Origin of the sequence: Paenibacillus sp. TCA20, assembly GCF_000732325.1 — a bacterium.
GTDB lineage: Bacteria > Bacillota > Bacilli > Paenibacillales > Paenibacillaceae > Paenibacillus > Paenibacillus urinalis.
Window position 1 is genome coordinate 523,628 of sequence record NZ_BBIW01000002.1, and the last position, 14,801, is coordinate 538,428.

At 45.1% G+C, this 14,801-nt stretch carries 16 protein-coding genes; 1 reads left to right on the forward strand and 15 read right to left on the reverse strand.

From position 1 onward, the window contains the following. Nucleotides 1-2 precede the first annotated feature (2 nt). From TCA2_RS06000 to metH, 10 genes are all read right to left on the reverse strand, one after another. The gene (locus TCA2_RS06000; protein ID WP_047910637.1) at nucleotides 3-1,475 is read right to left on the reverse strand and encodes a serine/threonine protein kinase; all 1,473 of its coding nucleotides are present in this window, start codon (nucleotides 1,473-1,475) and stop codon (nucleotides 3-5) included. Between the two features lie 220 nt (nucleotides 1,476-1,695). Continuing rightward, entirely contained in the window at nucleotides 1,696-2,748 is a 1,053-nt protein-coding gene (locus TCA2_RS06005) for an SAM-dependent methyltransferase (protein WP_047910638.1), read from the reverse strand. A gap of 3 nt (nucleotides 2,749-2,751) precedes the next feature. Continuing rightward, the gene (locus TCA2_RS06010) at nucleotides 2,752-3,525 is read right to left on the reverse strand and encodes an ABC transporter ATP-binding protein (protein WP_047910639.1); all 774 of its coding nucleotides are present in this window, start codon (nucleotides 3,523-3,525) and stop codon (nucleotides 2,752-2,754) included. After that, nucleotides 3,522-3,836 carry a thioredoxin family protein gene (locus tag TCA2_RS06015; RefSeq protein ID WP_047910640.1) on the reverse strand — a complete coding sequence of 105 codons (315 nt, stop codon included), beginning with the start codon at nucleotides 3,834-3,836 and terminating at the stop codon, nucleotides 3,522-3,524. Before TCA2_RS06015 ends, TCA2_RS06010 begins: the two co-directional genes overlap by 4 nt. A gap of 2 nt (nucleotides 3,837-3,838) precedes the next feature. Further along, nucleotides 3,839-4,180 carry a cyclic-phosphate processing receiver domain-containing protein gene (locus TCA2_RS06020; protein WP_047910641.1) on the reverse strand — a complete coding sequence of 114 codons (342 nt, stop codon included), beginning with the start codon at nucleotides 4,178-4,180 and terminating at the stop codon, nucleotides 3,839-3,841. A gap of 20 nt (nucleotides 4,181-4,200) precedes the next feature. Continuing rightward, complete coding sequence (locus tag TCA2_RS06025) at nucleotides 4,201-5,040, reverse strand: deoxyribonuclease IV (protein ID WP_047910642.1); 840 nt, start codon at nucleotides 5,038-5,040, stop codon at nucleotides 4,201-4,203. A gap of 1 nt (nucleotide 5,041) precedes the next feature. Then, nucleotides 5,042-5,869 (reverse strand): Fpg/Nei family DNA glycosylase, encoded by an 828-nt coding sequence (locus TCA2_RS06030; protein ID WP_047910643.1) that lies wholly within the window; start codon nucleotides 5,867-5,869, stop codon nucleotides 5,042-5,044. 61 nt (nucleotides 5,870-5,930) lie between these two features. Further along, nucleotides 5,931-6,713 carry a TIGR01457 family HAD-type hydrolase gene (locus TCA2_RS06035; protein ID WP_047910644.1) on the reverse strand — a complete coding sequence of 261 codons (783 nt, stop codon included), beginning with the start codon at nucleotides 6,711-6,713 and terminating at the stop codon, nucleotides 5,931-5,933. Between the two features lie 127 nt (nucleotides 6,714-6,840). Next, a complete protein-coding gene (gene rnz / locus TCA2_RS06040; RefSeq protein WP_047910645.1) occupies nucleotides 6,841-7,758 on the reverse strand; it encodes a ribonuclease Z in 918 nt (305 codons plus the stop codon). 165 nt (nucleotides 7,759-7,923) lie between these two features. Further along, entirely contained in the window at nucleotides 7,924-11,304 is a 3,381-nt protein-coding gene (metH, locus tag TCA2_RS06045) for a methionine synthase (RefSeq protein ID WP_370510322.1), read from the reverse strand. A 260-nt stretch (nucleotides 11,305-11,564) separates the two neighbouring features. On the opposite strand from metH, the gene TCA2_RS06050 reads away from it, so the two are divergent. Continuing rightward, nucleotides 11,565-12,119, forward strand: coding sequence for an acireductone dioxygenase (locus TCA2_RS06050; RefSeq protein ID WP_047910647.1), 555 nt, complete (start codon nucleotides 11,565-11,567; stop codon nucleotides 12,117-12,119). A gap of 46 nt (nucleotides 12,120-12,165) precedes the next feature. Here TCA2_RS06050 and TCA2_RS06055 read toward each other — a convergent pair whose 3' ends face one another. From TCA2_RS06055 to TCA2_RS06075, 5 genes are all read right to left on the reverse strand, one after another. Next, nucleotides 12,166-12,606 carry a FixH family protein gene (locus TCA2_RS06055; RefSeq protein WP_052511774.1) on the reverse strand — a complete coding sequence of 147 codons (441 nt, stop codon included), beginning with the start codon at nucleotides 12,604-12,606 and terminating at the stop codon, nucleotides 12,166-12,168. Nucleotides 12,607-12,673: 67 nt separating this feature from the next. Beyond that, nucleotides 12,674-13,456 carry an HAD family hydrolase gene (locus TCA2_RS06060; protein WP_047910648.1) on the reverse strand — a complete coding sequence of 261 codons (783 nt, stop codon included), beginning with the start codon at nucleotides 13,454-13,456 and terminating at the stop codon, nucleotides 12,674-12,676. Between the two features lie 43 nt (nucleotides 13,457-13,499). After that, nucleotides 13,500-14,015 (reverse strand): hypothetical protein, encoded by a 516-nt coding sequence (locus TCA2_RS06065; protein WP_047910649.1) that lies wholly within the window; start codon nucleotides 14,013-14,015, stop codon nucleotides 13,500-13,502. A 48-nt stretch (nucleotides 14,016-14,063) separates the two neighbouring features. After that, nucleotides 14,064-14,267 carry a DUF896 domain-containing protein gene (locus tag TCA2_RS06070; protein WP_047910650.1) on the reverse strand — a complete coding sequence of 68 codons (204 nt, stop codon included), beginning with the start codon at nucleotides 14,265-14,267 and terminating at the stop codon, nucleotides 14,064-14,066. A gap of 162 nt (nucleotides 14,268-14,429) precedes the next feature. Next, nucleotides 14,430-14,798 (reverse strand): LysM peptidoglycan-binding domain-containing protein, encoded by a 369-nt coding sequence (locus tag TCA2_RS06075; RefSeq protein ID WP_047910651.1) that lies wholly within the window; start codon nucleotides 14,796-14,798, stop codon nucleotides 14,430-14,432. Nucleotides 14,799-14,801 lie beyond the last annotated feature (3 nt).

Here is a 14,801-nt window from a genome sequence, read left to right on the forward strand (position 1 = left end):
ACTTATGCTTTTTTGAATAAGAACCTTCTTCTCTTGCCAATCGGTTTAATCGTGTGTAACAGCTCATGCAACACCTCATCCATTTGCTCTGTACGGTCAAAAGGATCAAAATGTGGCGGAACACTGTAAACTCTGGTTGAATCCATCCTTTTCCTCATTCTGTTCACCGTCTCCTTGGAGGCAAGCGGCAGCAGATAAGTCCATTTTAATTTGGGCTGATTAGGATACGATTGCATAAACGAGGCCATGTCATCCTGCTTCCATTCGGCAGCAGCATTTACGACTATAGGAAGATCACTTCTGAAAAACTCTTCCATCTGACTGTAGTCTCTCTCGCTCCCCAGATCCAGGACGACATATTGATAGCTGCCTCCCAGAAGCTCAACCATCTCATACTTGCTGCTTCTCTGGACATAATGAACTCCTTCAATATCAAAGCTCTTGGCCTGAATATGCTCAGCATCGCGGTAAGCAATTGCCTTAATCCTGGAAAAAGCAACAGACCGCTTCGACATCTCAATTATGGCCACCTTGTTACCCAGTCTGGCTAAATAATGGCTGATCGCAATTGCGGTATGGGTTACACCTGCTCCAGCGGCTGTACCGGTGAGTGCAACAATTCGAGTTCCCTGCATCATGCCATCAGACGTTCTAATCACATTCCCATGCTCATAGTGTTCAGATAATCTATACATTTCCTCTCTAAGCTCATTGATCGATTGGTATCTGGCCTGTGGTTCATACCTTAACAGCCGTCTCATAACAGGTATATATTTTCGAACGCTTTCATTCCTAAGCAGCTGCTCCACGCCAGCGATCCATTCACTATGTGCTCCTCTAGTTGACATGTACAGAAACAATGCCCCCAGACTGTATAAATCGCTCCTTGCATCCGTCTGCCCTGAACCAAACTGTTCAGGAGCTGCGAAGCCGATCGTACCAAGCTTCACCGTGTCTTCATTACCAGAGAGCTTGTACTTTCTGGCGATTCCAAAATCAATCAATCGAATCTCGTCATGCTGGGCGATCATAATATTGCCGGGCTTCAAATCACGATAGATCATCGGCGGTGTAAGCCCATGTAAATAATCCAACACCTCCATAATTTGATGAATAATTCTAATCATCGTATTGACTGGGATCTGAAATTGTTTATGCTGCAGATACTCCTGGAGTGTTATTCCATCAATAAAGTCCATGACCAAATAACTGTATCCGTCCTCATCCGGCGCAAAAAAATCTACAATATGCGGGAGTCTGGAATGGTGCAATGTAATTAAGGTCTCCGCTTCTGACACGATACTCCCATGGAACTCCGGGAGGCTCACATTTTCCTTGACAGCCCATTTCTTGCCGGGCAGCTTGAGATCCTCAGCCAGATAAACATGGCTCATACCTCCAGTTCCAATTTTTCGAATCACACGATATCTCCCTCCGAGGACTGAGCCTCGTTCCAAACGGGAAGGCTGCTTCATTCAAAACCCCCTAACAGGCACAAAAAAAAGGAAAGCCCCTATAGCGGTCTGCAGAATCCTGCTGAACCTTGGCTATAGGGATGCTTTCCCATTTCCGTACTGGTTAATTTTGGGTTAATTATATGACATAGACAGGGATATGTAAAGTGTTTTTTTGCTTTATATAGCAAAAGAGGATCACGGCTATAATAGACGGACCCTCTATATAAGATAATGCGGCTTAGTACTTAATCATATATAGCGTGATTTCATCACGGTTATGGAATAGCTGCTTGGCTCTCTGCACCTGCATTCGAGCATCCTCGAATACTTCAATAACTTCACGAATTAGGGCCATCGGCTTCTTATGCATAAGTTTAACCGTCACGACCGCCGTTCCTCCTGATTGAAGACTATCCAGTAAGCCTGTCACCAGTTTGGCCATAAGTTTCGGACTCCAGCTCATATCACATACGAGAAGATCAAACTCGTTATCTCTGAATTTGACATCGCCCGCATTCTTGGAGAGGTACTTCAGATTCGGATGATCCAGCAGGGAAGGGTTCATTTTCGCGGGATCTACCGCGGTGACTTGAAGGCCTCTTTCCAGAAGGAATGAAGTCCAGCCCCCCGGAGCTGCGCCGATATCGAGTGCACGATGAAAGGACGAGAAAGGGATACCCAGCGTTTTTTCCGCCTCTAGCAGCTTGAACTTTGCTCTTGAGATTTGTCCCTCTTCCTTCTGAAAACGAACTGCGCCTCCGTTCCAATCGGACAGATTATCCGCAGGAGCAGAGACGCCGGCATACAAGCGTTCTCCGGTCAGATAAACAGAGACAACCTTGTCGGCATCCTGAACCGTATGTTCTGCATGCAATTCATCAATGCCGGCAAGTATATACTGCTTTAATGTACCCGAGGTTTCCGTCCATGCGCTTTCTTCGGTCTTACGCACCTGCAAGGCAAACGTCCCCTCTTGAAGGGCAGGATGTGCCATTAAATAGCGATATAGACGGGCAAATGAAGCCTCTTGATCCTCTACATTTTCTTCAAACTGAACTGGGAACACATGTCTCAAGAATATGAGCGGTTCCCTCGTGAGCAGGTCGTTCACTGCTGACTGCTCTCTCGGCAGGGTCGCCAGGAAGACTTCGCTCTGTACTATAACTGAGCTTTTCACACTCCCAAATACTCTTCGAAGCTCCTCTTGAGCATACGGAGCAAACCCATGATTTGCGGTACAAATGAATCTTGCAGAATGTGCTTCTGCGTATTGTTCTTGATTAGTCAAAATAGGTTAACCTCCACTGCATACCCGTATCCATGGTCTGTCCTCGAACCAATCCAGCTCTACAGCAATACCATAGGTATGCATTATTGTTTCTTTTGTCAATACTTCCTTCTTAGGTCCTGCAGCTGCAACCATGCCATCCTTGATAAGTGCAATATGAGTAAATAAGGGCGTAATCTCTTCAATATGATGAGTCACATAGACGATCGAAATATCTTTGTTTCCGATCTCATCCACCGCTGACAGCATTTTTTCTCTCTCGAATAAATCAAGACCTGAGCACGGCTCGTCCATAATCAACAATTTGGGCTGTGCCATGAGTGAGCGGGCGAGAAGCACCTTTTTTCTTTCTCCTTGAGACAATGTCCCAAATGGCTGCTCCGCTAAATGAGCAAATCCAATCTCGGCCAGCCGGGCACGGGCCTGCTCCTGCACCTCGTCAGGAATATGCTGATAGAAGCGTAGAAATGCAAAAGCACCCGTGGCCACAACCTCCCATACCGGATCCTTCAGTGCGAGCTTTTCAATCAGTGTTTGACTGATGTAGCCAATCTCCTTACGAACTTCGCGCACGTCGCATTCGCCATACAAGTAATCCAGTACTTTTACCTTGCCCTCAGAGGGAAACATATAACCCATGGTCATCTCAAGTATGGTCGTTTTGCCGCTGCCGTTTCTACCAAGAATGACCCAGTTTTCTCCTGCCTTCATTTCAAGATTAACATCATTTAATATTTGCTTGTCTCCCCGGCGAAGACTGACGTGCTCCATTTCGATCATATGATTACCCTCCTGATTTGAGAGAGCAGATGCTCTACGGATTCCATTCGATATATCGATGTAGGGAGTTCTTTTGCACCGCTAAACAGCAATACGGCAGGGACGCTCCTGATCTGGTATTGCTGTACGAGACTTTGAATCTGGGTGATATTCGCTTCATATAAAACGCCTGAAGGCAATAAGTGCTCACATACCTCCAGCATACGCCGAGCTGCATGACATGTACCGCATAGCGGAGTGTAGACAAACAAGGCAAAAGCCTGTCCCTCCCAAGCCATCTTCAAAATTCCTTGTTCAGTAGCTTCAATCATGCCTAATCCTGCCTCACAGTACCTGAAATGCTCGCTAGCAATTCATAAGGAATGGGACCGTTATGCACTTCTACATCTTCAGGCTTGTTTGAATACAGCAATTCATACATGGCTCTTCTTCCATAGTCACTCGAGGTATGCAGAAATATTTTCTCAGGATACACCTTGCGTTCCACAATAAAAGAAGCGATCTCAAGCCCTGTCGGCTTGTCATAACCCAGATCATAGTCTAATGACAAAATGTTTACTCCATATTCATTGAGCAGCAGCTTACATTCTTCTGCATCTCGAGCAAGTGTGAATCCTGGAGGGCAAGCCCGGTAATCATCCAAAAAAATGTTCATGAACCGCTCTCCTCTCCTCGTTAGTTTAGCCAGGAACGAATCTGCTCGATATCGTCCTTGTGACTTCCATCGTCACCTTTTTCACTTTCGAGAACCCAGATACAGTCTGCGAGCTCCTCGCGGTTTAACAGCCATGACAGTCCATCCACGCCAATTTTTCCTCTGCCGACCCGTTCATGCCGATCTTTAAATGACCGGAAGCCATACTTAGAGTCATTGACATGGACGGCAATCAGCTGAGCCCAATACCCTGTATCATGTCCCTTTTGTATCATCTGATCATCTGTCGTCCCATTCCATAACCCGCTCGCAAAAGCATGGCATGTATCGAGACAGAATCCGATCGCTCCCGCATGACTCGATAAGCTTCGGATCTGAACGATTTCTTCCATCGTCGTACCCATTGGACCATGATCCCCAGCCTGATTCTCAATCAGAAGCTTGGCCTTACCAGACCAGCCGGACAACACCTCATCCATAAACTGGATGACATTGCGATAGGACTGCAGCGGATCCTCTGTCTTGGCATGTCCAAAATGGACAACCACGCCTGCTGAGCCGCAAGCTTCTGCTATCTCCAGATCATTTTTGAGAGAGGCAACCATCGACTCGTACAGATCCGTTCCTTTTAACTTCCCTACAGCGGGATTCGTAGGATAAGGCGAATGTGCAATAGACTGGATATGATGCTCAGTACAATATAATTTACATCTTGCAGCCTCCGTCTGATCATAGGCCTTGGTCCCGAGACCACGAGGGTTCTTTGGAAAATACTGAAATGAAGTGCCTCCCATGTCATGCGCCCTCATTGCAGCCTGTTTGTATCCTCCCCTCGTGCTCACATGTCCCCCAATGTACAAGTCAGGCTTCTTCCTTCTGACATTCCGGACAGTAAAAAGCTTTCTTGCCCGTAATCAGCGTCTTGGTAATGATCCCCTTATTGCAGCGAGTGCAGGTTTCCCCTTCACGATCGTATACTCTGCATTGTTCGTTGTATTTACCGGTGAGTTCATCGCCTTCATACAGCGGCATTTCCATATATCCTCCACCAGCAGTAGCTTCTCGCAAGACCGATTGAATCGATCGGTACAGCCTGCTTGTTAATTCACCAGATTCCAATACCTTTTGGATCTTCGTGCTTGGTGTGAGACTTGCTGCGAATGCGATCTCATCCGAATAACAGTTACCAATTCCCGCGATGACCTCCTGATTAACGAGAGTCGATTTGATTGTTCCTCTTCTCCCTTTCAGCACGGCTCTGAACTTATCTTCAGTAAAACGGTAATCAAGCGGTTCTGGACCTAGTTCTGACATGGTCTCATCCGTTTCTTTCGCACTCAGCAGATGCAAATATCCCAGTCTTAGTCCGATAAAATATAAGGTTATATCGCCGAATTGAATCTCAATCTGCGTATTACGATCTGGGCGCTGATCTTCTGTTCCTAAATATAAAACACCGCCAAGCATCAAATGCAATACTAATCTGCGGCCTGTGCTCAGGTGGAATATCAAATGCTTAGCCCGGCGCTCGATATATACGATTCGTGTATTTAGTAGTGAAGATGTGAATTCGTCTGAAGTGACATTTATAGATTTTTCACGATTAAGGGTCACTTGAGTTATCGGAATATCTAATATTCGATCAGATAATAGCTGCTTGTAATTCTCCATTTCCGGTAGTTCCGGCATCTTTGCATTCTTCCTTTCACTTGTTGCTTGTTGCTGTCCATGTTACATTATACGCCATTCACTAGATGCTGCTCACCAGTTTGTGCAAATCTTCATAAATTTCATCAGGCTTAATTCCTGTCGCACGAACATGGGCATCCAAATTCTCTCTCGTCGTTACACCTGTCAGCACTAAAATGGAGGAACAGCCGGCTGCTGCTCCAGCTGCAATATCCGTACGCATATTATCTCCAATGACGGCAACCTCAGCTGCCGGCAGCCCTAATCGGTCAATCGCATGCTTCATCAAAATGCTCGAAGGCTTGCCAATGACGACCGGCTTCACCTGTGTAGCCGCCTCAATTGCAGCCCCTATGGTTCCAGCCCCCGGAGTCAGACCATCATCTGCAGGAAGCTGCAAGTCAGGATTTGTCATGATAAACTGAGCTCCACCGTTAATCCAGCGCAGAGCCTGCGTCAGCTTATGGTATGTAAATTCACGATCAATCCCTTGTATCACATACTCAGGGGACGCTTCCGTTATTTGAAGTCCCGCAGCTTGAATGGCTTGGTATAAACCATCCTCTCCAATATAAGCTACTCTGGCACCTGGTGATTCCTCAGCTACATACTCAGCCGCAGCGACTGCCGAGGTACATACTTCTTCCCCGACCGCTTCAATTCCCAAGGATCTCAGATGCTCAGCGACACCTTCCGGAGTTCTTGAAGAATTGTTTGTTACATATAAGTACGGAATGCCTGAATTTCGTAAATGCTGAATGAGCAGATCTGCCCCATCAATCCGGTGCTTCCCATGATATATAGTTCCGTCCAAGTCGAGCAAGTAGGCTTTCGGTTGTGACAATTCATCTCACTCCTTACATAAAGAATAAACCCTTTGTATGTACGCTTGTTAGATAAGCATTATGCCCATCGTACATCCTTTTTAAATCGATTGCAAAACATGAATAACAGGGTCTTTACTATGTTGTTTAGACCTGGACCAGCTCGTGCTCGGCTGCAAGAATTGTGTTAGGAAAAATTTCACACGCCTCGCTTAATAGCGGCTGAAGCTGTTCCTCATCCTTATACCTTGAACTGAAATGCGTCATAATCAGCTTCTTCGCACCTGCCTCTTTTGCCGCTTCCGCTGCTTGTCTGGCCGTACTGTGATAGTATTCGTGCGCTGTAGTGGCCAATTCATGCAGAAAAGTCGCTTCGTGAACGACGACGTCCGCTCCAGCCGATAAAGGCACTACATGAGCGGTCGGCCTAGTGTCTCCGAGAATCGTAACGATCTTCCCTCGTTTAGGCGCACCCAAGAAATCCTGTGCATGAAGTACCAGACCATCGCCAAGGTCCACACTTTCACCACGCTTCAGCTTGCCAAATAGCGGACCTGGCTTTAAGCCATGAACTGCAAGCTTATTCGGGTCGAGACTACCCGGACGATCCTTCTCCATCACTCGATAGCCATAACTGTCGATTCTATGCTCAAGTAGAGCAGATTCCACAATAAACGTATCATCCTCAAAAATAATACCGCCCTCATGCTCTATAATGCTCAGCTCATAATTAATCCGAGATTGACTAAGCTCAAGCGATGTTTCCACATATTTTCTAACCCCCGGCGGACCATACAAGGTGAGCGGAGTTGTTCCTCCCTGATATGCACGGCTAGATAATAGACCCGGAAGTCCGAAAAGATGGTCTCCATGCAAATGAGTAATGAATATTTTCTCGAGCTTGCTTAGCTTGAGTGGGGATTTCAAGAATTGATGCTGTGTACCTTCTCCGCAATCAAACAGCCAGATGGAACGACGTTCCTCCAGCATGCGAAGCGCGACAGCTGTAACGTTTCTCTGTAATGAGGGAACACCGGCATTGGTCCCCAAAAAATATAGTTCCACGATTGTATCACCTCGTTATGTTTAGTATAAAAAGAATAGGATGGAACCATGCAATGATGACTCTCAGCTTATTAAGATGAGCCATTAACCGTTAATCCTATGATTATAAATGAAAATCCCCCGATTGTGGAATCGGAGGAAAAGATCAGTTCAATACTTCACTTGTTACGCCTTCTCTACGTTAAAATATTGAGCCTCCGGATGGCTGAATACCATTGCCGATACAGATGCCTCAGGCTCCATCATAAATCCTTCCGTCAGCTCCACACCAATATCTTCAGGACGCATGAGTCGGAACAGCGGTTCTTGATCTTCCAAATCGGGACATGCCGGGTAGCCAAAAGAAACTCGTATACCTTGATATCTTGCCCCAAGACGCTGCTTCATCGTCATATCTGCCGGATCAGGGAATCCCCATGTATCTCTCATCATATGATGAACACGTTCCGCCAAGCCTTCGGCCACTTCCAGCGCAATGGACTGAAGGGCATGGAACCGGAGATAGTCCCCTTTCTCTTTCCATTCCGCAGCCAGCTCTGAAATGCCATGTCCTGCAGTCACCACTAAAAATCCTACATAATCCATAACACCCGATTCAACCGGCTTTAGGAAGTCGGCCAAACAAAGGTATGGATCGACTTTTTGTCTCGGGAAAGTAAAGGTGTGCAATACCTTAGAGTGATCTTCCGGATCATAGATGATAATATCATTTCCTTGAGACTGAGCTGGGAAGAAACGATACATTGCATTTGCCTTGATGATTCCGTCCTTGATCGCCTCATCCATAATTTGATCGACGGTTTCTTTGAGCTGAACTGCTTTAGAATCCCCTGACTTAAGCAGCTGCTCTACATTTCCTTTCAATCCCAGATGATGTCCAAGCAGCATCTGCATGTTAACATAAGGAAGAATATGACTAATCGGATAATTCCGAATGGTATGTCTAGCTAGATCAGGCGGCAAATATACAGGTGCCTCTTGAGAAACTTTGGAGCGTTCCACTCTCGTCAGCTCGGGTAAGGGGATCACATTACTAACAGCTGCGGCATCCTTCTCCTTCTCAAGCTCCATTTCCTTCAGCATCAGCTCTCTGGATTGCGGATTCATTAGCTTGTTTGCAATGTCCAGTCCGTCCATGGCATCCTTCGCATATACAACCATACCGCTGTATTCAGGTCTGATTCGAGTCTTGGTAAATTTCCTTGTCAGTGCTGCTCCACCTACCATAATAGGGACATCAATCCCTGCATTCCTTAAGTCCTGTGCAGTGAGCACCATTTGCTGTGCCGATTTTACTAATAGACCCGATAAGCCGATCGCATCTACTTTCTCTTCACGATAGGACTCAATGATACGTTCTGGTGGTACTTTTATACCCAAATTGACGATCTGATAACCATTGTTTGCGAGAATGATCTCGACAAGGTTCTTACCGATATCATGCACATCACCCTTCACCGTGGCGAGCATGATCTTACCTTTAACCGAGGTTTCGTTCTTCTCCATGAATTGCTCTAGATGAGCAACAGAAGCTTTCATTACCTCTGCACTTTGCAGTACCTCAGCAACAATGAGTTCATTGTTGTTGAACAGTCTTCCAACCTCCTCCATCCCTTTCATCAGAGGTCCGTTGATGATCTCAAGTGGACTGTATTTCGCTCTTGCCAGCTCCAGATCAGGGATGAGTCCTTCCTTACTGCCTTCAACGACGTAAGCAGCTAAACGTTCTTCCAAGGTCAGATTAGAGATTTGGACTTTCTTCTCTACTTTTTTATTACGGAATGCGGCTACAAAAGCAGCTAAGGTTTCATCATTTGTACGGTAGATTAAATCTTCGGCAAGTTTACGTTCTTCAATTGGAATAGAGGCGTAACGCTCTACTTTTTCCGTGTTAACGATCGCATAATCAAGTCCTGCCTTGGTGCATTCATACAAGAAGACCGAATTCAGTACTTCACGCCCTGCCTCAGGCAGTCCAAAGGAAACATTACTTACTCCAAGGATCGTATGTGTTCCTGGTAATGCGGACTTGATCAACCGAATGGCTTCAATCGTTTCCGCCGCAGATCCAATATACTGCTCGTCTCCTGTACCTACAGGAAACACAAGGGTATCAAATATAATGTCTTCCGGTTTAAGACCGTATTTATTTACGAGAAGATCATACGATCGTTTGGCAACGTCAAGCTTGTCTTCCCTGCTAATTGCCTGCCCTCGCTCATCAATCGTTCCCACAACGACAGCTGCTCCATATTTATGGATGATCGGCGTTACGTTCTCAAATTTATCCTCGCCATCTTCCAAATTAATAGAATTGATAATCGCTTTTCCTTGGGAATATTGTAGGGCTAGATCAATGACTTCACTATCTGTTGTATCTATCATTAGAGGTACTTTGACTTTCTTAACAACGAGCTCAAGGAACTTGCGCATATCATCCGCTTCATCTCGATCAGGATCCTGCACACAAATATCAACAACCTGTGCTCCATTCTTAACCTGAGCTCGAGCAATTTCGGAGGCCTCTTCATACTTGCCTTCCACAATAAGACGTTTGAATTTGCGGGACCCGAGTACATTCGTTCGTTCACCAACCATATAAGGACGATTATCCTGTTCCACGTACACAGGATCAATACCTGAAATCGCAGGAGGATGCTCCCCAGTTAGCGGACGTGGCTTCATTGTACCCAGCTTATCCGCAAGAGCCCTGATATGCTCCGGGGTCGTGCCGCAGCATCCCCCTGCAATATTGATCCACCCTTGCTCCGCAAAAGCCGCAATCTTGGTTGCCAGAGAATCAGGCGATTCATGATATTGCCCATTCTCATCCGGCAAGCCAGCATTAGGGTAACAGCTAACCGCTGTCCCTGCCATAGATGACAAGGAACGAATATGATCTCTCATAAATTCAGGACCCGTTGCACAGTTTAGCCCGACCGATATCGGGTTAAGGTGTTCTAAGGAAATATAAAATGCTTCAATGTTCTGACCTGCCAGCGTTGTTCCCATCGGCTCAATCGTCCCTGAGATCATAACAGGAAGCTCGATGCTCCGTTTGGCGAATGCCTGCCGGATACCGATGCTGCCAGCTTTGACATTGAGTGTATCCTGAGAGGTTTCTAGGAGAAGCACATCGACACCACCGTCGATGAGAGCGATGGCTTGCTCTTCATAGCTGTCAATCAGCTCTTGAAAAGTTACGCCACCTGTAACGGACAAGGTCTTGGTGGTTGGGCCCATAGCTCCTACGACATATCGTGGAGAATCCGGCGAGTTATATTTATCTACGGCAGCTCTAGCCAGCTTCGCCGCAGCGAGATTAATTTCTGTTGCTTTATGCTGGATATCGTATTCTGCTAGTACAACAGAAGTGGCTCCAAAGGTGTTGGTTTCAATAAGATGAGCGCCAGCTTCAAGATAACGTTCATGTATATTTTGAATCAATTCCGGTTTCGTAAGCACAAGCATTTCGTTACAGCCATCCAGCTCTTCACCGCCGAAATCCTCGGCAGTCAGATTCTCTTGCTGGATCATGGTGCCCATGGCGCCATCTAGAATTAATATTCGTTTATTTAACGCATCCTTTAAGTCACTCTTGATCACTGTCATACCTCCCGCAAAACGTTAAATCTTAGTTTAGCAGAAACACCATCTGTTGGGAAGGTAAATCATCGACAGATAATCAGCGTCATGACAGCGGTTTACAGCTTCATGACTAGTGTCTTTTCCAATTATCAGCGAACAACACTGAGCAAAGGCAGAACACAGGCTTCATTAAACCAATTAGAAAAGAGGGAATAATTATGCCAGAAATTTTAATCAAAAATACGAATGAAAGAATTAGTGGAGTGGAGAACGTTCGTAATTATCTAAAAGACTATCATGTGCTTTATGAGCAATGGGATTCATCTAAGCTGCCGGCAGAGCTTAAGCGTAACCAGCTGTTATCTGACGAAGAGCAGCAGCAAGTCTTAGACCTCTATAAAGAAGAAATTTCTGATATGGCAGGACGTCGCGGCTATCAACAATGGGAAGTCATATCACTGTCAAATGCCACTTCCAACCTTGAAGGAAAGCTAGCTGAGCTCGAAGAAATGCATGCACATGGAGATGAAGGTGCGCATGCTATTCTGTCAGGCAACGGTATTCTAAGTATGAAGGCGGATGAAGACACTGGTTATTTTGATATAGAGCTAACCGCAGGGGATGTCATTGCTATTCCTGAGAACACTCCGCACTCCTTTGCTCTAATGAAGAATAAGGAAGTCATTGCCGTTCGATTAACGATTAAAGAGAACGGGTGGACCCTATCTCCTTACCCAGATCCAGCTTATATTAAAAATGGACAACCTCAATGAGGTTGTCCTAGGTTTTCTTTTGTTTGTCCAATACTGTTAATTGCTGCTATTCTTTTACCACAATGTGCACTGATGGCATAGCATGAAAGCCTCTTGCTGTTACATGAGAAGTAACCTTGTATTCTCCCGCAGCTTTGAACTGATAGTCAAATACATATACTCCTTCCCCTTGGTGCTCCCCTTCAAACTCCATACTGACACCATCCGATGTAGCAACCTCGAACATGACTTCATCTGCATCACCTACGACATCTGCTTCCTGAGTCACCACAGCTTCCATATGTACGGTTTCATTCAAACTTATCTCTTCACTCGAAACACTCAGCTTGACGTCAATCGGTTCCATGAGAGCAATCGGCTCCGAAGAAGCTTTAAATGAGCAGCCAGAGATTAGAATACATAGAGTTAGTATAATGAAACCCATCGAGATATGCTGCCGGATAGGAGTGAAGCCGTTCGATTGCAAGAAGAGTTTCAATATCTTCATCTTCCTTCCTGTATTCTGTAAAAAGAAAACCGCCGCTGCTCTGCAGCAGATGCGGTTACATGGAAGATTATAACATTTGTTTGATTTCAGATAAATGCTTAATTTCAACGTCTGGAGTGTAGGCTTCTTCGTTCAGCTTGTTATTACGATTGATCCAAACCGCTCTAATTCCAGATGCAAGAGCTCCCTTAATATCTGTAGTAAGCTTATCGCCAACCATCAGCGCTTCGTCTGGAGATACATCCAGCAATTCCAGAGCATGCTTGAAAATGGAAGGATCAGGTTTTCCTTTGCCAAACGTACCTGAGATCACAATATGGTCAAAGAACGGAACTAGATCAGGCACCCCATCCAGCTTCTCTTGTTGAAGAGAAGGACAGCCATTGGTTAATAAGAGAAGCTTCACTTTACCTTGCAGCTCAGCCAGCGTCTCTAATGTCTCATCATACATGTAAGGACGGCTTCGGCGTTCTTTACCGAAATGCTCTGCAAGCTCCGCACCGAGTTCCGGCTCATCAATACCCAGAGCAAGAAGACCCTTAGTCCACGCTTCTCTACGGTACGTAGGAGCAATCTCTTCAAGCTGCTTAAATTCAGCTCTGTCACTCCCATTAAAATGAGCCCACAATCCTTCAAAAGGGTTAATGCCAATCATTTTTGTAAAAGCAAACGTTTCATACGATTCATACAGCTTCCTTGCTTCATTGCGGACAGAAGTCTCCAGTTCATGAGGATCAACGCCTGTTTGCTTAGATGCAACTAGACATGTTTCGTAAAAAGCTTCCTCTACACTCCGCTCATCCCATAAGAGTGTATCATCCAAATCGAATAGCACTGCTTTGATTGACATGCTTCTCTCTCCCCCGAAAGTATGGTATCGTATGTTAGGCTTCTTACTTTACTCTCTTATCTTCGACAGGTATTTGATGATTCTGTGCGTATTGCACAAGGCGTGCTCCCATCGCTTCTACATCATATAGATTAAGCAGTTTGCTGAACACCCAAGGACCGCCTTTGCCATTACGTTCAACAACAACAGAACCTTTTTCCAGGACAATTTTCTTAATATCCTCTGGACCCATGGAACGTTCTCTGCTTAGCTTAATCGTCTTGATCCGCTTCTTACCGACTTTGAGATACGGCCGGCGCATAAAGTACATCAGAGCAAGTCCAAGATAAAGCGCAAATACAACCCAATCAAATGCTCCTACTCCATCTGTCGTCAAACCGCTAAGAGTCAGGAACATGAATGATAGGACAACGAGTACAAATGGGAACAAAAATGCTCTTCCTTTAAATACATCCTCTTGTTCAACACCAGATCCGATGGATGGCTGGCCTCTTTTTTTACGATCTTTATTAATTTTCTGCTGATTTTTCTTCACTGATCTTTCAAATGAACTCGCCATGAGTATCCTCCTTCAATCTATAACAAAAGCATGGACCTATTTATTAAATCATTTTCCTTTTGAATACGTGTCGCCGCTTACATCATCCACAATCTCAATGGATTCCAGCTGCTGACGGAAGTTGCTGCGGATGTTGTTCAAATAGATCTCTCTAAGCTCAGTCCGTTCAGCCAATTCTTCATCGTTAAGCCCGGATTCCTTCTGCTTGCGGGCAAGCTCATTAATCCGCGCAACTAGACTTTCAATATCCAACTTTCTTCCCCTCCAAAATGCATAGTCTCTTTAACTTTGACATGATTAGAAAAGGTTGTCAAGGTAAATACCTGTATAGTCTGTATTTAGTACAAAATACAAAAAAGACGCAGATCAAGCCGCGTCCTTAGCATGTTGTAGATTATAAAAGAATTATACATATCAATCAAAATAAGGAAGATTTAAGAGCTTCCCTACTTGTATATCACTGCTGGACAATCCATTAATATGTTGAATTTGGTTAACATAATCTCTTATATCCATACCTTCTGGTTTATGCTCTGAACCGATTGCCCATAAGGTATCACCTGGTTCCACAACAACCTTCTCGTATGCCGTCTCTTGTCCCGCGTCTGCAAATACCGTCATGAATCCAGTTAAGCTCAGAAGCAGGACTGACGCTATTAATATCAAACGAATTATTCTCTGCTTGTTCTTCTTCATTATAATATGTATCGTCTCACCCAAGTTATTGTTCGTCATTTCATCTGTTCTAGAATGTATGCTGTTATAAGTGCTGTATTTAAGCATTAT